The sequence below is a fragment of the Chitinophaga filiformis genome (assembly GCF_021646545.1).
Classification (GTDB): Bacteria; Bacteroidota; Bacteroidia; order Chitinophagales; family Chitinophagaceae; genus Chitinophaga; species Chitinophaga filiformis_A.
In genome coordinates this window covers 144636-164676 of sequence record NZ_JAKIRP010000005.1, presented here as the reverse complement: position 1 = coordinate 164676, position 20041 = coordinate 144636, and the positions used below count along the sequence as shown (strand labels likewise).

At 46.2% G+C, this 20041-nt stretch carries 25 protein-coding genes; 15 read left to right on the top strand and 10 right to left on the bottom strand.

The window, feature by feature from the left end; all coding sequences use genetic code 11:
* Window positions 1-53: 53 nt before the first annotated feature.
* Window positions 54-473 (bottom strand): nucleoside-diphosphate kinase, encoded by a 420-nt coding sequence (locus L3C95_RS15290; RefSeq protein WP_236388870.1) that lies wholly within the window; start codon window positions 471-473, stop codon window positions 54-56.
* A gap of 158 nt (window positions 474-631) precedes the next feature.
* On the opposite strand from L3C95_RS15290, the gene L3C95_RS15285 reads away from it, so the two are divergent.
* Together L3C95_RS15285 and L3C95_RS15280 are read left to right on the top strand one after the other, a co-directional pair.
* On the top strand, window positions 632-1636 hold the full coding sequence (locus tag L3C95_RS15285) for a DHH family phosphoesterase (protein ID WP_236388868.1): 1005 nt from the start codon (window positions 632-634) through the stop codon (window positions 1634-1636).
* Window positions 1637-1663: 27 nt separating this feature from the next.
* Window positions 1664-2545: an FKBP-type peptidyl-prolyl cis-trans isomerase gene (locus L3C95_RS15280; protein ID WP_236388866.1), complete on the top strand. Its 882-nt coding sequence runs from the start codon at window positions 1664-1666 to the stop codon at window positions 2543-2545.
* A gap of 130 nt (window positions 2546-2675) precedes the next feature.
* Here the strand turns inward: L3C95_RS15280 and cdaA are convergent, their stop codons facing one another.
* Both cdaA and folP read right to left on the bottom strand, forming a co-directional pair.
* Window positions 2676-3485: a diadenylate cyclase CdaA gene (gene cdaA, locus L3C95_RS15275; RefSeq protein ID WP_236388865.1), complete on the bottom strand. Its 810-nt coding sequence runs from the start codon at window positions 3483-3485 to the stop codon at window positions 2676-2678.
* Between the two features lie 30 nt (window positions 3486-3515).
* Entirely contained in the window at window positions 3516-4385 is an 870-nt protein-coding gene (folP, locus tag L3C95_RS15270; RefSeq protein ID WP_236388864.1) for a dihydropteroate synthase, read from the bottom strand.
* 84 nt (window positions 4386-4469) lie between these two features.
* Here folP and L3C95_RS15265 point away from each other — a divergent pair, with 84 nt between their 5' ends.
* The 6 genes from L3C95_RS15265 (at window position 4470) to L3C95_RS15240 (ending at window position 8892) form a co-directional block, all read left to right on the top strand.
* The gene (locus tag L3C95_RS15265; protein ID WP_236388863.1) at window positions 4470-5558 is read left to right on the top strand and encodes a BT_3928 family protein; all 1089 of its coding nucleotides are present in this window, start codon (window positions 4470-4472) and stop codon (window positions 5556-5558) included.
* Between the two features lie 6 nt (window positions 5559-5564).
* Complete coding sequence (locus L3C95_RS15260) at window positions 5565-6617, top strand: ABC transporter permease (protein ID WP_236388862.1); 1053 nt, start codon at window positions 5565-5567, stop codon at window positions 6615-6617.
* A gap of 170 nt (window positions 6618-6787) precedes the next feature.
* Window positions 6788-7303, top strand: a complete 516-nt coding sequence (locus tag L3C95_RS15255; protein ID WP_236388861.1) for an RNA polymerase sigma factor — start codon at window positions 6788-6790, stop codon at window positions 7301-7303.
* On the top strand, window positions 7293-7796 hold the full coding sequence (locus L3C95_RS15250; RefSeq protein ID WP_236388860.1) for a hypothetical protein: 504 nt from the start codon (window positions 7293-7295) through the stop codon (window positions 7794-7796). Before L3C95_RS15255 ends, L3C95_RS15250 begins: the two co-directional genes overlap by 11 nt.
* 34 nt (window positions 7797-7830) lie before the next feature.
* The gene (locus L3C95_RS15245) at window positions 7831-8352 is read left to right on the top strand and encodes a DUF4252 domain-containing protein (RefSeq protein ID WP_236388859.1); all 522 of its coding nucleotides are present in this window, start codon (window positions 7831-7833) and stop codon (window positions 8350-8352) included.
* A gap of 30 nt (window positions 8353-8382) precedes the next feature.
* Window positions 8383-8892, top strand: coding sequence for a DUF4252 domain-containing protein (locus L3C95_RS15240; RefSeq protein WP_236388857.1), 510 nt, complete (start codon window positions 8383-8385; stop codon window positions 8890-8892).
* A 126-nt stretch (window positions 8893-9018) separates the two neighbouring features.
* Here L3C95_RS15240 and L3C95_RS15235 read toward each other — a convergent pair whose 3' ends face one another.
* The 4 genes from L3C95_RS15235 to recF form a co-directional block, all read right to left on the bottom strand.
* A complete protein-coding gene (locus L3C95_RS15235) occupies window positions 9019-9720 on the bottom strand; it encodes a hypothetical protein (RefSeq protein ID WP_236388855.1) in 702 nt (233 codons plus the stop codon).
* 91 nt (window positions 9721-9811) lie between these two features.
* On the bottom strand, window positions 9812-10231 hold the full coding sequence (locus L3C95_RS15230) for a DUF3828 domain-containing protein (protein WP_236388853.1): 420 nt from the start codon (window positions 10229-10231) through the stop codon (window positions 9812-9814).
* 180 nt (window positions 10232-10411) lie between these two features.
* Complete coding sequence (locus L3C95_RS15225) at window positions 10412-10699, bottom strand: DUF721 domain-containing protein (RefSeq protein ID WP_236388851.1); 288 nt, start codon at window positions 10697-10699, stop codon at window positions 10412-10414.
* A 27-nt stretch (window positions 10700-10726) separates the two neighbouring features.
* Entirely contained in the window at window positions 10727-11806 is a 1080-nt protein-coding gene (recF, locus tag L3C95_RS15220; protein ID WP_236388850.1) for a DNA replication/repair protein RecF, read from the bottom strand.
* A gap of 182 nt (window positions 11807-11988) precedes the next feature.
* Here recF and pdhA point away from each other — a divergent pair, with 182 nt between their 5' ends.
* From pdhA to L3C95_RS15190, 6 genes are all read left to right on the top strand, one after another.
* Window positions 11989-12999 (top strand): pyruvate dehydrogenase (acetyl-transferring) E1 component subunit alpha, encoded by a 1011-nt coding sequence (gene pdhA / locus L3C95_RS15215; RefSeq protein ID WP_236388849.1) that lies wholly within the window; start codon window positions 11989-11991, stop codon window positions 12997-12999.
* Between the two features lie 138 nt (window positions 13000-13137).
* Window positions 13138-13842, top strand: a complete 705-nt coding sequence (locus L3C95_RS15210) for a tetratricopeptide repeat protein (RefSeq protein WP_236388848.1) — start codon at window positions 13138-13140, stop codon at window positions 13840-13842.
* Window positions 13843-13861: 19 nt separating this feature from the next.
* Complete coding sequence (ribH, locus tag L3C95_RS15205) at window positions 13862-14353, top strand: 6,7-dimethyl-8-ribityllumazine synthase (RefSeq protein ID WP_236388847.1); 492 nt, start codon at window positions 13862-13864, stop codon at window positions 14351-14353.
* A gap of 125 nt (window positions 14354-14478) precedes the next feature.
* Window positions 14479-15198 carry a (Fe-S)-binding protein gene (locus tag L3C95_RS15200; RefSeq protein WP_236388846.1) on the top strand — a complete coding sequence of 240 codons (720 nt, stop codon included), beginning with the start codon at window positions 14479-14481 and terminating at the stop codon, window positions 15196-15198.
* Window positions 15199-15231: 33 nt separating this feature from the next.
* Window positions 15232-15642: an EVE domain-containing protein gene (locus L3C95_RS15195; RefSeq protein ID WP_236388843.1), complete on the top strand. Its 411-nt coding sequence runs from the start codon at window positions 15232-15234 to the stop codon at window positions 15640-15642.
* Between the two features lie 64 nt (window positions 15643-15706).
* The gene (locus L3C95_RS15190; protein WP_236388841.1) at window positions 15707-16651 is read left to right on the top strand and encodes a DUF4349 domain-containing protein; all 945 of its coding nucleotides are present in this window, start codon (window positions 15707-15709) and stop codon (window positions 16649-16651) included.
* A 21-nt stretch (window positions 16652-16672) separates the two neighbouring features.
* On the opposite strand, the gene L3C95_RS15185 is transcribed toward L3C95_RS15190, so the two are convergent.
* On the bottom strand, window positions 16673-17533 hold the full coding sequence (locus L3C95_RS15185; protein WP_236388840.1) for a phosphatase PAP2 family protein: 861 nt from the start codon (window positions 17531-17533) through the stop codon (window positions 16673-16675).
* 81 nt (window positions 17534-17614) lie between these two features.
* On the opposite strand from L3C95_RS15185, the gene L3C95_RS15180 reads away from it, so the two are divergent.
* A complete protein-coding gene (locus L3C95_RS15180) occupies window positions 17615-18301 on the top strand; it encodes a Sir2 family NAD-dependent protein deacetylase (RefSeq protein ID WP_236388839.1) in 687 nt (228 codons plus the stop codon).
* A gap of 91 nt (window positions 18302-18392) precedes the next feature.
* Here L3C95_RS15180 and L3C95_RS15175 read toward each other — a convergent pair whose 3' ends face one another.
* A complete protein-coding gene (locus tag L3C95_RS15175) occupies window positions 18393-19718 on the bottom strand; it encodes a saccharopine dehydrogenase C-terminal domain-containing protein (protein ID WP_236388838.1) in 1326 nt (441 codons plus the stop codon).
* Between the two features lie 134 nt (window positions 19719-19852).
* Window positions 19853-20008, bottom strand: coding sequence for a hypothetical protein (locus tag L3C95_RS15170; RefSeq protein WP_236388837.1), 156 nt, complete (start codon window positions 20006-20008; stop codon window positions 19853-19855).
* Window positions 20009-20041 lie beyond the last annotated feature (33 nt).

Here is a 20041-nt window from a genome sequence, read left to right as displayed (position 1 = left end):
AATGGGAAGGCCTCTTGTATCATTCACCGGCAATTAGCTGGCCGGCTGTTTAATTAGAATTTTTCCAGACCGGAGAAGAAGAAGTTACCTTCGATCTCTGCGTTCTCGTCAGAGTCAGAACCGTGAACGGCGTTACGGCCTACAGACTCAGCGTACTTTTTACGGATAGTACCTTCTTCTGCATTGGCAGGGTTGGTAGCACCGATCAGTTTACGGAAGTCTTCCACAGCATTGGCTTTCTCCAGGATAGCTGCCACGATGTGACCGCTGCTCATGAATTCTACCAGTTCACCGTAGAAAGGCCTTTCTTTATGCACAGCATAAAATTCACCGGCTTTCTCAGAAGAGAGCCTGGTCATTTTCATTGCCACGATACGGAAACCGGCAGCGTTAATTTGCGCAAGAATACCACCAATATGCCCATTTTCAACGGCATCCGGCTTAATCATTGTAAAAGTTCTGTTGTTAGCCATATATTTAGATTCCTAATTAACTAATTTTGCGCGCAAATGTAACCAGAATTTGTTTAGTGATGAAAAAAAAGAGAACTTCGCACTTCATTTTTTGGCAGAAAACGGTTATATTTTATTGTTAATATAAAAGCAGGCACGCCTGTACTTAAAGGTTAAGAATGAAGAGGATAGAGGAAATTAAGCCCTTGCTGGAAACCCCTAAAAGAGTGGTAATAACAATGCATCAGAAACCAGATGCAGACGCAATGGGCTCATCACTGGCCTTATACCATTATCTCAGACAGAAAGGTCATGATGTAACCGTTATTTCCCCTACTAATTTCCCGGATTTCCTGATATGGATGCCTGGTGCAAAGGAAGTAATTGATTTTGAATCCATGCAGGATAAAGCGCTGAAAGCGCTGGATGGAATTGATCTGCTGTTTTGCCTGGATTTCAACGCGCTGTACCGTACGAAAGGTATGGAACCATACCTGACACAGATGGCCTGCACGAAGATCCTCGTGGACCATCACCTGGAGCCTCAGCCCGTTTTTGATTACGGTATCAGCGATACTACCGCAGCTTCCACTGCCCAGTTGATATACGAGATCATCTACAAACTGGGAGACGAAGACCTGATCAACGAAGATATGGCCCAGTGCATTTATGCCGGTACCATGACAGACACGGGTTCTTTCCGTTTTACCTCCACTTCGGCAAGGGTACACCGTATGGTGGCTGATCTGTTCGACCGCGGTCTGAAACATGAGATCATCCACTCTGCGATTTATGATAATTTCCTTGAAAACCGCCTGCGTTTCCTGGGCCACAGCCTGTTGAACCGCATGGAGGTATATTATGAATATAATACAGCCATGATCGCAATTCCGTATACGGACCTGAAGCGTTTCGACCTGCAGACCGGCGATACAGAGGGAGTGGTGAACTTCCTGCTGTCTATCCAGGGTATCAAGCTGGCAGCGCTGATCATAGACCGTCATGCGGAAATAAAACTATCGTTCCGTTCAAAAGGAGATTTCGATGTCAACACGTTCGCCCGGAAATACTTCGACGGTGGGGGCCATTTCCACGCAGCGGGCGGCCACAGCTCCGAGACACTTGAGAAAACCGTGCAGCATTTTATTGAAGCCATTAAAGAGAACGAGGAACAGTTACAATAAGTTATTCAATCCTACTAATACAGTCAAATGAAAAAGAACAAACAGTTGTTAGTTGCAGCATTAGGCCTCTTTCTGGCCAGCTGCGGTACCGGTGGCGCTAAAAAGACACCTGGTGGCGTAGACTTCGTTGTTCATAAGTCAGGAAGTGGTGCGCAGCTGAAGCTGGGTGACACTGTACTGCTGAACATCATCCAAAGTCTGAACGATTCCGTACTCGTTGAGTCCCGCAAGATGGCCGGAGGTCCCGTACCTTTCGTTATCTCTAAGTCTGTAAACAAGTACGACCTGATGGACGGTCTGGCAATGCTGAAAGAAGGCGACAGCGCTACTTTCTCTATTCCTATCGATAGCCTGCCTGAGCCTCATCCACCATTTGGTAAAAAAGGCGATAAGCTGAATGTGACTTTCATCGTAGTAGGAAAATATGCAGCTGCTGCTCAGAAAGCAAAAGACGAAAAAGTCATTAAGGAATACATGGATAAAAACAAGATCACTGCTACCGCTACTTCTGAAGGCGTATACGTATCCGTTAAGGAAGAAGGCACCGGTGCTCAGCCTAAAGCAGGCGATACCGTTTATGTACACTACACCGGTAAACTGCTGGATGGTAAAGTATTTGATTCCAGCCTGGATTCTACACTGAGACCAGGTATGAAGATCGAGCCTATCAAATTCCCTATCGGTCGCGGTTTCGTGATCAAAGGTTGGGATGCTGGTATCGCTGCACTGAAAAAAGGCAGCAAGGCAACCCTCATCATTCCTTCTACCTTAGCTTACGGTTTACAGGGTAGTCCTCCTGCTATCCCAGGTAACTCCGTACTGGCATTCGATGTTCAGCTGGTAGATGTTAAAGCTGGCGCTCCTGAAGCTCCTGCTGCTCCGGTTGCACTGCAGCCTGGTAAGAAATAATCAGCATTTACTGATATAAAAAAACGGCCGTTCATATGAGCGGCCGTTTTTGTTTTATGATTTGTTGGATTTCATTGGGTTCCCGGGGTTGTCACCCCGGGCTATAAACACGGGACTCCTGGCGGAGTCCTCAATACCCGTCAACCATCACCTCATACATCTTTACCTTCAGCTCTTCCAGCGACACATCCTGCACCAGGTTGCCGTCCTGTGCATAAGAAATAGCGCCTGTTTCTTCCGAAACAATGAGGGCCAGGTTATCACTGTGCTCCGTGATACCTACGGCAGAACGGTGACGCAGGCCGATACGGGTGGGCAGGTTAGGATTCTCTGACACAGGCAATATCACCTTTGCAGCCAGGATTTTGTTGCCTACAATGATCAGCGCGCCATCGTGCAGGGGACTTCCCTTACAGAAGATGCTCTCCAGCAGCTTCGCGTTGATGTTACTGTCGATAGCTATGCTCGATGCCGTGTCAAACTTCACACGATAAGTATTCGCGATTACGATCAGCGCTCCCGTACGACTCCCGGCCATACGGGCTATTGCAGTGATCACCTCGTTGATGATATTCTCTTCTTCCTTATAACTTTTGAACTTATCGGGCAGGAACAACTTGGTAAAGAAGCTGTCTTTACTGAGTGGCGCCTTCTTTCCCAATACCAACAGGAACTTCCTGATCTCCGGCTGGAAGATGATGATGATAGCGATCAGCCCGACATTGATGAAACTCTGCAACAAGGTGGAAAGTATAGGCATCTGCAGGCGCTGTACCACGAAGTAAGCAAGGTATATGATCAACAGTCCTACGAAGATGTTAAAGGCCAGGCTACCTTTCAACAGGCGGTACAGTTGTACCACCAGGAAGATCACGATCGCCAGGTCCAGTATATTTAACCAGTGAAAACGATAACCGTAAAAACTGAATAAGTTTTCCATAGATTGTAAAAATAGCGAATATTTTACTTGCTAAAGTGCATTCATGTACTGAGTGATCTTTACTGCTTCCACGGCTGCTTTTACATCATGTACGCGCAGGATATGGGCGCCCTGCTGCAAAGCGAGTGTATGCAGTATCGTTGTACCGTTCAACGCTTCAGCAGGTGTGATGTCAAGCAGTTTATAGATCATGGATTTCCTGGAAATACCCACCAGCAGCGGACAATCCAGCATGTGGAACACATGGAGTTTCTTCATCAGCGTATAGTTGTGCGCGATGGTTTTTCCAAAACCGAAACCAGGATCGATGATAATATCTCTGATACCCGCCTGCAGGCATTCTGCGCGTTTACGGATAAAGTAATCCAGCACTTCCTGAGTCACATCTTCATAGCTGGGGCGCTGTTGCATGTCAGCGGGGGTACCTTTCATATGCATGGCAATATAAGGTACCTGTAGCCGGCCCGCCGTTGGAATCATCTCCTTATCCAGCTCGCCGGCACTGATATCGTTGATGATGGCTGCGCCTGCATGTATAGTCTGTTCTGCTACATTCGCATAGTATGTATCGATAGAGAGGATCGCTTTGGGATAATGTTCTTTCAGTATCCTGACAGCCGGTAGCAGGCGTTCCAGTTCTGTTTCAGGACCAACGTCTATAGCGCCGGGACGGGTACTTTGCGCGCCGATGTCCAGGATCTGTGCACCTTCGTCCAGGAGCTGTGCTGCTCTTTCAAGAATAAGATCAATATGCTGCGTTCTGCTGCCGGCGAAAAAAGAATCTTCTGTGATGTTGATGATACCCATGACAACTGGTTTGGACAAATCCAGTAATGAGCCCTGACAGTTGATCGTGCCGGTATATTCGCCGTTCTTCCCTTCCATAGTATCCATTTGCATTTTATTGATTATTTTGCCAGACAAAAATATAATAATGTGGTGATCTGCAAGTAAGTATGTGTACACCACTTAAAATAGTTATCCATGAAACTGTTCCTGAACCTATTAAGAATTATCGTCGGCGTTTTATTCATATTCTCGGGCCTTGTTAAAGCAAATGATCCCCTGGGGCTCAGTTATAAAATGGAGGAGTTTTTTGAGGTCCTGCATATGACCTTCATGTCTCCGCTATCGCTCACCTACTCGCTGGTGATGAATACCCTGGAAATAGCGTTGGGCGCAGCTTTGCTGCTTGGATTCAGCATGCGCTTAACCTCCACTTTACTGCTGCTCATGATCGCATTCTTTACCTTCCTGACAGGTTATGCCCTGTATAGCGGAGAAATAAAGGAGTGCGGATGTTTTGGCGACTGTATCAAACTGACGGCAACAGAAACCTTCTGGAAAGATGTGATATTGCTGGTGATGATATTGATCATTTTCATCTACCGGAAGCGCATACAGCCGTTGTTTGGTAAAAAGCTGACGGCCCTGTTAGTGCTTGTATCAGTGTTACTGGCGGCCGGCCTGCAATGGTATACATTGTCTCATCTGCCTATCGTGGATTGCCTGGGATATAAAGTAGGCAACAATCTGCCGGAGAAGATGAAACTGCCTCCGGGCGCACGTCCTGCGGAGTATGAAACGGTGCTGATATACGAAAAGGATGGTCAGCAGAAAGAATTCACTCCGGAGAATTATCCATGGTCAGACAGCACATGGAAGTTCGTGGACCGTCGCGATAAACTGGTGCGCGAAGCAGAAGGAGAGGCGCCTGTAAAGGACTTTATCCTGACAGACCTGGATGGTGGCGATCAGACGCAGGCTATCCTGTCTGAGCCAACACCGGTATACCTGTTCCTGGTAAAGAATGTAGATGAAGCGGGTAAGGGCTGGGATGCCAAAATGCATGCCCTGCAGGAACAGATGAAGGCCGGTAAGGTTTATATTTATGGTGTGACAGCTTCCGGTAAAGCAGATATTTCGGCCTTTGCCGCTGCACATGGGTTACAGTTCCCCTTCTTACAGATGGACGGTACTGCCATCAAGACAGCAGGAAGGAGCAATCCTTGCCTGATATTGCTGGAAAAAGGCACCGTAAAGGGCAAATGGCATTATAACGATATACCATAAAATGCAATGTTCAGATTTCTGCTGCGTAAACTCAGTTATGGGATACTGGTACTGCTGGGCGTAGTACTGCTGGTATTCTTCCTGTTCAACGTATTACCGGGAGATCCGGCCCGTTTGACACTGGGACAGCGCGCAGATGTGACATCGCTTGAAAATGTCAGAAAGGAATTGCACCTGGATAAACCATTACCGGTGCAGTTCCTTTTGTATTTGAATGACCTTTCTCCGCTGAGTATTCATACGCAGGAGGAAGCGAAAGGTGTACTGAACTACATCACATTGGCCCACTTATCCGGCAGCAGGATACTTGTGCTCAAAACGCCTTATCTGCGCCGTTCCTACCAGGGAAAGAAAGACGTATGGGAAATACTGACGGAAGCCCTGCCGGGAACATTGGTGCTGGCTGTTGCTGCCATGCTGTTTGCAACAGTGGTAGGAATAGGATTAGGCATCATATCGGCAGTAAAACAAAATACCTGGATGGATACAGGGGCTGTATTTGCCAGTGTGGTGGGTATCTCAGCACCGTCCTTCTTTATGGGGATTGTGGTGGCTTACCTGTTCGGCTTTGTGTGGAGTGATTATACGGGACTGCATATGACGGGCAGTTTGTATGAAACAGATCCTTTTGCTGGGAGGACCGTCAATCTCCGGAACCTGATCCTGCCTGCCTTTACGCTGGGTATCCGGCCACTGGCAATCATTGTACAATTAACGCGCAGCGCTATGCTGGACGTGCTGCACCAGGACTATATACGTACTGCTTACGCCAAGGGCCTCCCCGGCCGGCTGGTGGTATTAAGGCATGCCCTCCGGAATGCGTTGAACCCCGTTATTACTGCTATCACCGGCTGGTTTGCCGAGTTGCTGGCAGGGGCGTTTTTCGTAGAATACATCTTCGGATGGAAAGGTATCGGTAAGGTGACAGTGGATGCGCTGGAGAAGTTCGATTTTCCGGTGCTGATGGGAGCCGTCTTATTTACGGCAGGTATTTTTGTGATCATTAATCTGCTGGCGGATGTTTTGTATAGCGTTATAGATCCCCGGATAAAACTATAACCTGCTCATTTTAAATAGATTAACCTCTTTTTCTAAAAATCTTCACTTTTTTTGTAACAAAGTATTTTATGGGTCGTCTTCTTTGTATAAACGCCCTGTAGCATCGGGAAGGGATAGGAGAGAAAAACGGTTGGGGTAATTAGTAACTTAGAACAAGGAATCTGTTATCTATGTCTTTAACATTATTTCTCTCCCAGGTAGTGCCCGTCAGGCAGAAGCTGTATCGCTTTGCCTACCGGCTGCTTGAGAACGAGGAAGATGCGATGGACGTAACGCAGGATGCCCTGATGAAGGTGTGGCAGCAGCAGGAACGGATGACCGATCTGCAGAACATGGAAGCCTGGTGTATGCGTATTGTGCGCAACCTGGCCCTGGACAAGCTGAAAGCAAGGAAATACAGGAGGGCGGAAGAACTGGACAAAGCAGGGGATATGCCTGCACAGCATCAGCCTAATCCTCATGCCGCAGCAGAGCAACAGGACGTGATGAACAGGGTACACCGCATTATTGCGGCCTTGCCGGAAAAATACCGTACTATTATACAATTGAGGGATATTGACGGATATAGTTATCAGGAGATAGCAGATATACTGTGTATTGATATGAGTGAAGTGAAGATAAACCTTCACCGTGCAAGGAAAACGGTACGTGAACAATTACAAAAACTGCAAGTGTATGGAGTTTAACAAAGTAAGGGAATTACTGGACCGCTATTGGGATGGTACCTCTACACTGGAGGAAGAGGAAGCATTGCGCAGTTTTTTCAGCAGGGAAAATGCTGATCTTCCTGCCGATCTGAAAGAGGCGCAGCCATTGTTCAGGTATTTTGCTGCGGAGGAAGAGATTCCGATGCCGGTATTCCCTGATATAGAGATCCCCGTGGTCGGAACGCCGGAGAAGCCTGTCAGACAAATGATCTGGCAGCACTGGATGAAATATGCCGCCATGCTGCTGGTAGCAGTCGGTATCGGATATGCGCTCCAGCAGGCGAGGTCAAGGCAGGAGGGAATAACGGCAGCACTGTCGGCGGAGCAGGATACTTTTGACGATCCCGAAAAAGCATTCGCTGCCACACAGAAAGCATTGAAACTGTTGTCGCGCAACCTGAATAAGGGCACCGCACAGATGCAGAAACTGGCTTATTTCAACGAGGCGACGGAGAAGCTCAAAACAAATTAAGGCCATTCTAAAAATTCCGAATAAAAAAAAAGACATGAAACGCTTTTTGTTACTGTTGCTGCTCGTTGCAGTCACCAGCACGCCGCTATTTGCCCAGCAGGGAAGTGGGATCGACCGTTTTTTTGAAAAATATGAAAGCGATCAGAGCTTCACCCTGATAAGCATCACCCCCAAGATGTTTAGTATGTTCAGTAAACTGGACATCAATTCCACCGAAGGAAAACAGTTCCTCCAGATCGTTAAAAAGATCAGGGGCCTGCGTGTCCTGGCGAAAGAAAACACGAAAGGAGGTAATCTCTTATTCAAAGAAGCATCATCCATGCTTAATAAAGAATTTGAAGAACTGATGACCGTACGCGATGGAAAAGAGGACCTTCGTTTCCTGGTGAAGGAAAATGCGAAGGGGAACATCGCAGAACTGATCATGCTGGTGGGCAGCGACCAGGAGTTCCTGGCAATGAGCCTCGTAGGAGACATTGACCTGAATGAGATCAGTCAGCTGGCATCTACCATGAACCTGGAAGGTTTTGACAAACTCAAAAACCTGAAGAAGTAACCCACTTTATCACCACACAACCCTTTTGAAATGAAGTATTGTACCATCCTTGTAGCAGCACTTTTGCTGGCAGTAAGTCCGGCAATGGCCCAGAAAAAATCTCTCCGTAAATTCTACCGTGAGCACCGTGGAGATGCGTTTTCCTTCAGGATCGGCGTAGGCAGGATGCCACTGATACTTGCCAGCTGGATAGTACCCGCCAGCGCTATGAAAGAAGACGGCGTACCACTAAAGCACCTGTTATCCAAAGTACAGAAGGTGAAGGTGTATACTATTTCGGGCGATGAAAGACCTCCTGTTAATGTTGCCGATATGCAGCAATTAAAACAGATGCTGATAGAGAAAGACCGGTTTGAACCGTTGATCGAAGTAAGGCATGAGAACAGTGTGGTGCATTTGCTGAACAGGGGCAAGGATGATGAGCTGGGCCGTGTGGTGATACTGGTACAGGATGAGACCGATTTTGTAATGGTGAACCTGCGTACCACCCTTCATATGAAAGACGTGAATATGCTGATAGAAGGGTTTGCAAAGAACTAAAGGTGTCATCCAAAGTCGAAAAAGGGTGCCTGATTTTTTGAACAGTTCCAATTAGGTTCCTAAGATATTGTCGTTAAAAGCGAAAGCCATCTCGTTTGGGATGGCTTTCATTTTATCACCGCTTGTCTAATCTCTTTTACTACAACTAACAGTATCAGCACCGAAATAGTTGAAGTAAAGGTAAGAACGGCCTTTCGTGGTATAACATGTCATTTTCCGTTCAGTCAATTTTTTCTCCGTGTTAACGGATATCTCTTTTACTTCCATTATGTCTCCTTTCGTCTGAAAATTCTTCCTGGTTACATATTTTGCAGCAGCCTGTGCTTCTGCAAAAGCCAAAGGTGATGGTTGAACCGGCTTTTTCATCCTTAGATCATAGGAAGTTTCTGCATTATCCTCATATGACCATCCAACTACCAGTATGGGGAATTGATAGTGGTCATTACTTTCATAGGTCAGTCCTACAATCTTTTTTTGGAAAATATATTCATAATAGACGTAATAATTAGTATCGATATCCTTCTCCCTGACAGACATCCAGCAACTATCCAGTTTTTTGTAACTAACTGCCAGCTTATCATCCTTCCCTCTATAATAATTTACATTCCGTTGTGTATCGCCAAGAGCGGTAATACCAATGCATGGATAAACTGCATTTCCGTCAATCTTTCCAATACCGTTCAGTGAAAAAGGATCGATATCGTTAAAGAGGATCTCATAATGGGATGTATCCTGAGCTCCAATTTGCGTATTTGTGCTGTTACCATCATGATCACTCGTTCTAATACATGAAGTTATCACGAGTGCCAGAAAAAGTATATGTTTCATAGTGCTTGAAGTTAATTGCCATAAGTATTATAAAGAAAAACCGTCCCGATTATTACTGGGACGGTTTTTCTTTATAATCCGACGCACCCTTTCAATACGTCAAAATATCATCTATTTTATAAGTCTGCCCTACTTTCACTACGACTAACTTGTTAACGATCCTCTTTTTGTCATAGTTATTTATATAGGAAACACTATAGACATTAGGTTTTTGAGCATCCTTGCTTATAACCAAAGTCTTCAGCCAGTCCATGTCCGTATCTTGTGCCTGCAGAAATGGATCGGCATCCAGTTCCTCATCTTTTGCTATCCTGTTCAGGATCTTTTTTGTGCAATATTGCTTTTTAATTGAAGTAAGTTGCGACTCCTCATCTGCAGAAATGTAACTGGTATAAAACTGTTTTAACATAGTAGCCGCACTATCATTCGGGGCCTTATTCTGGGCCTGGCAAAATGAGCTAAGGCATATCAGTATACTAACAAAACAGGAAGCTAAAAATTGTGTTTTCATATTTACTGTCTATAAATTTTATAAGGTTGAAGGCCCGGCTAACCGGATCTCCGGATTACCACCATCTACAGGTCTGTGTTATATTGCATAGGTGCGACAGCCTGGATATAGCGTTATATAAAGAAAAAACCGTCTCAATTATTATTGAAACGGTCACTTCTGTATATTAATAGCTTTATTTTATCTGATCACTACTTCTCTTACTACGGTTTCTCCCAGCATTTCATTTACCAGTTTGATAATGCGGTCTTTAGAGTAGCTCAGCTCCTGTTTTAGTGGAGCCACAGTGGTAGTGATGTGTAATTTGCTGTCGATGAGTTGTATACTTTCTGTATAACGGGAGATAGTTTTCCCCATGAGTTGTTCCCAGTTCTCCTGTATACGTACCTCAGTCAGCCTGGGTTTAAGCCGGCTTTTAGACATAAAATCTCTGAGTGCATCCTCCATTGACGTCATTCCGTATCGCATATGGCAAAGATAGGCATTTCGTCTGTACTACATCTCTACTAACTGAAAACTCTCTTCATTTTCTTTGAACGCTTCGCGTATTCTTGATGCATGCGTATCGGTGATGAATACCTGGCCGTATGCGGGACTACTCACTAATTTAATCAGTCTACTCACTCTTTCCTGGTCCAGTTTTTCAAATACATCATCGAGTAACAGGAGAGGAGGAAATTTTTTATGTTCTTTAATGACTTCAAACTGTGCGAGTTTCAGTGCAAAGAGAAAACTTTTACGTTGTCCCTGTGACGCACTTGTTTTCATGGCATGATCGTCGAGCAGGAACTGGAGGTCGTCGCGGTGTATGCCGCCGGTGGTTCTCTGCATCATCATATCCTTATACCGGTTGGCTGCCAGTAGTTCCGTGAACGTTTGATCATGCAGGCCTGACTGATATTGTATATTGACAATTTCATGTTTACCCGCCAGGTAATCGTACAGTTCCTGCACCTGTTTGATAAATCGCGGGAGAAAGGCGCGGCGCCATTCGAACACGGGCGTGCCGTGGTGCACCAGTTGTTCATCAAATACATCGAGGAGGGCATCCTGTTTACCGCCCTGGGTAGCGATGGTTTTGAGCAGACTGTTTTTCTGCTGTAATATTTTCTGGTAGGTAATAAGATGATCAAGATAGCCGGGATGCAACTGGCAGAGCAGGGCATCCAGCCATTTACGGCGTTCTTCACTGCCGCCGAGAATGATCTCCGCATCGTCGGGGGCAATCATTACCGCGGGGTACTGACCAATATGGCGGGAGAAACGTTCGTAAGACTCATCGTTGAGGGCAATGTCTTTTTTGCCGTCTTTGAGGGTACAGACCACCTTTCCTTCCTGGCCATCCCTGTCGAGAAACGCTTCAAGGCGGAAGCCATTGGTATGGTACTGGGTGTTCTGTGCTTCACTGCTGGTAAAGTAGCTTTTGGTGAAACATATATAATATATAGCATCGAGCAGATTGGTCTTACCGGAGCCGTTGCGGCCGGTAATGCCGATGATACGTTTATTGAAGGTGAAACTTTTCCCGGAGTAATTTTTAAACTGAACAAGTGATATCTTTCTGAGCGACAGCAATTAACTTTCTGATTATCAGTTATGAATTAGAAATAAATTTATCGTAACCTGCCTGCGCCTGCGGAAAGACTGGTAATCAGGCATTCCCGGAAGGGCACTATTTGCCGGCAAGTTGCTGCAAAGTTGCAAAGTATTTAGTTTTTAGGATTTTCCTGTTATATTTGCGGACAAATTAAGAAACAGTGGCTACAAAAACAGACGTAAAGACGAAATTCACCAAAGAGACATATTTGTACTGGTATGAATTGATGCTCTTGCTGCGCCGCTTTGAAGAAAAAGCCGGCCAATTGTATGGGATGCAGAAGATTCGTGGTTTTTGTCACCTGTACATCGGACAGGAAGCAATTGCCGCAGGTGCGATGTCTGCGACTAAACCGGACGACAAGTTCATCACTGCCTACCGCGACCACGCGCTGGCTATAGCAAAAGGAATGACTGCTGATGAGTGTATGGCTGAACTGTATGGTAAAGCTACAGGTTGTTCAAAGGGTAAAGGTGGTAGTATGCACTTCTTTGCTCCGGATAAAGGTTTTTATGGTGGACATGGTATCGTGGGTGCGCAGATCGGTACTGGTGCCGGACTGGCTTTCGCTGAGCAGTACAAAGGCACTGACAACGTAGCGCTTTGCTTCTTCGGTGATGGTGCTGCCCGTCAGGGTATGCTGCATGAGACCTTCAACATGGCCATGCTGTGGAAACTGCCTGTAATATTCATTTGCGAAAACAACATGTACGCGATGGGTACCTCAGTAGAACGTACCTCCAACGTACTGGATATCTATAAGTTAGCGAACGCCTACGATATGCCTAGCGCCACTATCGATGGTATGAGCGCTGAAGCGGTACACGAAGGCATCGAAAGAGCCGTAAAACGTGCACGTGCCGGCGAAGGTCCTACCTTACTGGAAATCAAGACTTACCGCTACCGTGGTCACTCCATGAGTGATCCGGCTAAATACCGTACCAAAGAGGAAGTAGAAGAGTACAAGGAAAAAGATCCGATCAACCAGGTATTGGCTACTATCCAGAAAAACAAATGGGCTACGGAAGCGGAAATCGAAGCTATCAACGAGAAGGTGAAACAAGAGGTGGAGCATTGCGTACAGTTCGCAGAAGAGTCTCCATGGCCTTCAGATGATGAGCTGCTGAAAGACGTATATGTTCAACAGGATTACCCATTCATTGTTGACTAAATAATGTGTAAAAGGTTAGCGATCCCGGCCGTTTAATATAAACGGGTAGATTCGCTAACCTTTTTTATATTTGCGGGAATTTTACACAGCCGTACCTGTACCGTAATAAGAAATAACAATTTAACGATCACATTTACAATGACCGAGACAAAAAATAAGACCGCAGCTGAAAATACTTCCGTGTCAAAGGAATTCCAACTGGAAGACTCTATCCACAAGGCGGAGGCGTTCTTTCAAAAGAATAAAAACAGCATTATCATAGCCCTGCTCGTAATAGTAGTGGTAGTGGGTGGTTCTTTTGCCTACAACAGATTCATCAAAGGTCCTAACGAAAAGAAAGCACAGGACATGGTGTTCCATGCACAGCAGTATTTCGAGCGGGATTCTTTCCGTGTTGCATTAAATGGAGACGGTAACTATTACGGATTCCTGCAGGTAATTGATAAATACGGCAGCACCAAAACAGGTCAGTTAGCAAAATATTATGCAGGCGTATGCTACGTAAAACTCGGTGAATTCCAGAAAGGTGCAGACCTGCTGAGCGATTTCAACAGTGGCGATCAGATCGTACAGGCTATGGCTTACGGTTTAACGGGCGATGCTTACATGGAACTGGGCAAAACTGAAGAAGGTATTGAATATTATAAGAAAGCAGGTCACCACAGCAACAATGAGCTGACTGCTCCTACTTACCTGTTCCGTGCAGGTATGGCACTGGAAAAAGCAAACAAACCTGCTGACGCCATTGCAGTTTATAAAGAAATCCGCGACAAATATCCTCAGACCGCCGAAGGCCGTGAAATGGACAAATACCTGGCGCGCCTGGGTGAAGTGAGGAATTAATTGATATTTTAATCTGGTCATGTCAATACATAATCAAAGCTTATTGAACGATGCTGGCATTCTCAATTTAGAGGATGCCAGTGTTGTTATAGTATATACTGAATGGAATGATACCGTGATCAACGAACTGGTAGCAGGCTGCGACCGTTCGCTGGCACAATACAACGTATCCAAGGTCTCTAAAGTAGTTGTACCGGGCGCATTTGAGCTGCCCTTTGCCTGTAAAGAGTACTGGCACCGTACGCAGGGTACATCAAGACAACCTGGCGCTATTATTGCTTTCGGATGCGTGATCAGAGGAGAAACCCCGCATTTTGACTATGTTTGTAAAGGTGTAACGGAAGGTATCATGCAATTGAACCTGGAATTACCGGTACCAGTTATCTTCGGTATCCTGACTGTCGACAACATGCAGCAGGCGGAAGAAAGACTGGGCGGCATACATGGGCACAAAGGGGAGGAAGCCGCTATCACCGCACTGAAAATGATATCTATGATGCGTCAATTGTAAGCATAGCCGCTAAGCCCCATATTAGTTACGTGAATGTTCATTGTCGCTACAGTTTCAGGCCGGTATACTTTATTCCTGTTGCCAGCAGCTACCAAAACTGCGGCTTATAACTAAAGACTAACTCAATGAACGTACAGCTTTTTATTCCATGCTTCGTAGATCAGCTGTTCCCGGAAACAGGCTTCAATATGGTGAAAGTGCTGGAAAAGCTGGGATGTAACGTTAAGTATAATCCCAACCAGACCTGTTGCGGACAACCTGCTTTTAATGCGGGATACTGGGATGAAGCCCGCTCCGTTGCCAACAAATTCATCAAAGACTTTCATACTGTCGATTATATAGTGGCGCCAAGTGGCTCCTGTACAGGCTTTGTGCGTAATTACTACGGCAAGCTGTTTGACAATTCCGCTGCACACAATGATGTAAAGATGCTGCGCAGGCAATTGTATGAATTCACGGAGTTCCTGACCGATGTGCTGCATGTTACAGATATCGGCGCAACACTCAACGGTGTGGCTACTTACCACGACGCCTGCGGTGCTTTACGCGAATGCGGTATCAAGGAAGGCCCCCGCAGCCTGCTCTCAAAAGTGAAAGGGCTGGAGCTGAAGGAAATGAATGATTGTGAGGTATGCTGCGGCTTTGGTGGCACATTCTCTGTGAAGTTCGAGCCTATCTCTATCGGTATGGGAGAACAAAAGGTGAACAACGCGGTGGCCAGCGGTGCAGACTACCTGATCTCTACGGACCTTTCCTGCCTGATGCACCTGGATGGTTATATCAGGAAACATGAACTGAACATTAAAACGATGCATATTGCTGATGTACTGGCCAGTGGCTGGTAAGCGGCAAAAAGACGAATTAAAAATCATCAGACAATGAACTACTGGCTTGTAAAATCAGAACCTTTTAAGTATTCGTGGGATCAATTTGTAAAGGACGGGAAAACCTTCTGGGACGGTGTGCGCAATTACCAGGCACGCAATAATCTGAAAGGTATGAAAAAGGGAGACCAGGTATTGTTCTATCACAGTAATGAAGGTCTGGCCGTAGTAGGTATAGCCAAAGTAGCAAAAGAACATTACCAGGACCCGACCACACCGGATCCTAACTGGGTAGTGGTAGACCTGCAGCCGGTAAAACCTTTCAAAACACCGGTAACACTGGCGCAGATGAAAGCTGAAAAACGACTGGAAAATCTTTCCCTCATCCGCCAGGGCCGTCTCTCAGTTTGTGCTGTGACTGCAGACGAATTTGAGACCATCCTGGAAATGGGCGATATGAAATAGTTTATGGAATTTTACTTCCTGCCGCATCTTCTTGTTATAGTATTTATCCTAAAAATAAATTCCTATGACAAGAAGATGTTCTGTTTTAAAGAATGCTGTCATTGTTATCCCCTCTATGTTTTTGTTTGCAACGCTTGCGTTAAGCGCCTGCAAAAAATCCGGGAGTACTGCCGCCCATCGGGCGCAGGCTGTACAACTTGATTATAAGTCAAATGATGAAATGGAAGCGAGCAAGGTGGCCGCAGGTACGGTCCAATCTTCGCTTGCTTTCACAGCCCCGGTCGTAGCAGAGGATGAAGCCGTTTATGCAGAAACTCCTCCGGCTCCCCCTGCTGACATCCCCAAAAAGATTATCAAAGAAGGTACTATTCGTTATTCGGTCCGTGACTATAAGCATGCGTATAAAGAGCTGACGGATGTAATTGCGCGTAGCGGTGGCAACGTTATCAATGAGGTAGAGCATCGTTCCGATGTGTCGTGGGAGACAGCGCTGGATATCAGGGTCCCTGCCGATAAGTTTGACAGTTGTCTGAATATGTTGGCGGGTGTAGAGGAGAATCTCCTGGTGAAAAGTGTCACATCAAAAGATGTTACGGAAGAATACGTAGACCTCGCGGCCCGGATGAAGGCTAGGAAAGAAGTAGAGCAGCGTTATCTCGACATCCTGAAGCAGGCAAAGACAGTAAAAGATATTTTGGAGGTGGAAGAACAGCTGAAGAGCATCCGGGAGGAAGTGGAAGCAGCTCAGGGACGTTTGCAGTACATAGACCACAACGTAGCCATGAGCGTTATCCACCTCTCTTTTTTCCAGACATTTTCCAATACAACGCCCCAGGGACCAGGCTTCTTTTCCAGTATCTTCTTCTCTATCAAGGATGGCTGGAATAGCATACTGGCAGCGCTTATTTCATTCACCGCCTTATGGCCTGTATGGGTAGTAGCGGCTGTGCTCTTTATCATTATCCGCAGATACAGAAAACGCCGCCGTTTGGCGAGAGCTGCTGCGTGATTTATTGTGGTTTCAGGTGGTTTATGGCATGGTGGCCGCTAAGGCTGCCATTGCCTTTTTACGTTCCAGCTGGCGGTGACGTTTGAAGACGCCCTTGGTCACAAAGTAACCGAGAGATGCGCCCAGCCATACATCACTGCTCCAGTGCCTTTCCTGGTAAAGGCGGGTAGTACCTGTCATGATAGCAATAGAATAAGCTACCCAGGGCACCCACGGATGCTCTTCACCATAAGCTTCTGCCAGCGCCGTAGCCACAGAAGTTACTGTCAGCATATGCCCGGAAGGGAAGGAGGTATGATATTTATCCATGGAGAAGGGGGCATTAAACACCAGCGGATCATCATAGTATGTTGGTCTGCCACGTCTTACCACAGATTTGGTGAAAGTATAGATCAGGGTGGAAATCAACAGAGATTTCGCTGTCATCAGTGAAGTATGCTCCAGCTGACGGTTTTTTGATATAACGCCTGCTACATACATACCACCTACCAGGTACGGAGAGTAGGCGTTTCCAAAAGGTTCTACCTGGCCGGTTACACTGTTCCAGAAATTAGTGTGATTACGGAGGAAGAATTGTTTCACTTCATAGTCTACCGCCAGCAGGCCTCCGGCTGTGCCAAGCACAATACCCAGCCGGGTAAAGTCTTTTCCGGTCCAATGTGCAGGCCTTGATACGGTGTATTTCAGGTCGCCCCACATACTTCCAAGGTAGGCGCCGTTTATGCGGTAACGTATAGTAGTATCCGCCGCGGTCAATGTATGTACCTCCTTTGTTTTTGTGCTATCAGTATGTTGGAGGGTTGCGGTGTCTGATGACTGTGCGTTGGCATTCAATTGCACTAACAATACGCCGCACAGTATAAGCGTCTGTAAAATCTTCAATTGCTGTTATTTATTCTAAGCGATAAAGTTACGGTAAATGTTAAAACCCGTATATTTAAAATTTGAAAATATCTTGTACAAATGAAGGCTAAATTAGTTGTATTAACAGGGGCGGGCATCAGTGCAGAGAGCGGGTTGCGTACTTTCCGCGACAGTGATGGACTCTGGGAAGGGTATGATGTATACGAGGTGGCAAGTCCGCAGGGATGGCAGAAAAACCCGCAGCTGGTGCTCGATTTTTACAATATGCGCCGCAGGGATGTGAAGGCGGCAGCGCCTAATGCTGCACACTATGGTCTGGCGCGGTTGCAGGAGAAATTTGACGTGCAGATCATCACGCAGAACATTGATAATCTCCATGAGAAGGCGGGCTCGAAGAACGTATTGCATTTACACGGTGAGATCTTCAAAATGCGTAGTGTGCTGGATGAGAACCGCAGCTACGCCATAGAAGACGATATCAACCTGGGAGATATGGCTGCTGACGGCGGACAACTGCGTCCCGATATTGTTTGGTTTGGTGAGAATGTGACGAGGATCGTGGATGCAGCGGAAATAGTTATGTCGGCTGATATTTTTGCTGTGATAGGCACTTCACTTGTGGTGTATCCTGCGGCGGGCCTGGTAGATTGCCTGAGGGATGGCACACCTTGTTATGTGATCGACAAAAAGCTGCCTGAAATGGCTTACCGTGAAGGTCTGGTGCAGATAGAGAAACCCGCTACGCTGGGAATACTGGACCTGGAGGAAGCATTGGCAAAATTATAAAAGACGCATTGCCCGGGCATCGGGAACGGTTAAACTGAAAGAGGCCATCCGCTACTAGTGGATGGCCTCTTTCAGTGTATGTGAAACAACTTTATTCAAAGCTTTCTTCAAATCTGATATTATATTCTTCCAGCTCTTTTAAGACTGGATTGTACACATCCGGCATGATCGGGATCTTTAATCCTTTGAGGCTGATCTTTTCCTGCAGCAGCAGCTTGGCCATGATACCCAGGGGCAGTCCTACTGTTTTGGCCATAGCGGTACGCAGGCTGTCTTCTCCCTGTGTGATCATATAACTGTGCAGGCGTGTGGTCATGCCTCTTCTCTCGAACTCTATTTCATGCGTCATTACGATCATGTCTTTGTCGGCAGGTTCCATGCCCAGTTTGGATTCCACGACATGCTGGAGGACGGCGGCATTGGTCTGTTCGCCAAGCCCGATAGTTTCGCCATTCAGCAGTCCGAGAAACTTCAGTTGCCGGAGTACCTTGGATTTGGCGCTGATACCGAGATAACTGGCGATGTTCTCTTCATGGCTCAGTTTTGCATCCTGTTCTATTTTCTGACTGGCCCAATCGTAATAGGTCAGTGCATTGGTCTGTATCTTTTTGGAATCGTCGGTCAGGCCCAGCTTTACGAGTGTGCTCCATCCCTCGCAGAAGTCAGGATAGCGCAGTGTAGCCCGCATAAAGGTGGGGATCTCTTCCAGCTTATAGGCATTCATGTAACCCATGGAATCCCGGTTAGGGTAGTAGGCCAGTTTGCCGAGGCTGGGAATATGGATCGTTTTAGGCTGATCGAACAGCTGTTGGTAGCCAATCTCCTTCACTTTACCTTTTTCCCTGTATATGGCCCCGGAAGTGCCTGCCAGTACGATATTACGAGCGTTCCATGATATCTTGTACTGCCAGGGATTATCATTGCTTTCGGGAGAGATCAGGCCGCCGCAATAAGAGCGGAATGCAGAGATCTGTCCGCCTTTCTTTTCAATAGAGTGAATGAGCTTCATAGCGCTCATATGATCAATACCGGGATCGAGCCCCATTTCGTACATGAAGAGCAGGCCTGCCTGTTCTATCTCTTTTTCAAGGGATTTGATCTCCGGATCGATGTAGGAGGCGGTCAGCAGATTCTTGCCGAACTGAAGGCAGTCTTTGGCAACGAAAATATGCAATGAGGGTGGAAGCAGCGATATTACAAGGTCTGTTTCCTGTACCAGTTTCTGTCTGGATGCCTGGTCGCGGATATCAATAACGGCGGGGGTAACGTAATAAGATTTGCCGGTCTTGGACTTAATAAGTGCAAGATCCTGGTCCGCGACAGTGATATGCCATTTTTGCCGCGGTGCATTTGATACCAGGTAGTCGATCAGGCTAGTGGCCGACTTGCCGGCGCCAAACAAGAGTATATTCTTCATATTAATTTGTTCATCTTTAATATGGTTACCGAACAGGGATTTAACATCAGTCGTGTTACTAATGTTCGAAATTTCAGCAAATTTCGTTTTTAACCTACCCGAATGCTGATTAACTGTCCGTGACCCTCTGATTTTCACCGGGTTAAAAACAAAATGTTTGCCAATATTTTATTTTCCCAATATTCCTCTTTTCTCTTATATGGAATATTAATTGCAGGAGTTGCTGCAAAATAAGGATTAAATGGAGTATCTATGGAAATTGTTGCTGTTGCATAGCGTAATTGTAGCATATGACAATTCCTTTTTTATTCACATTCTCTGTC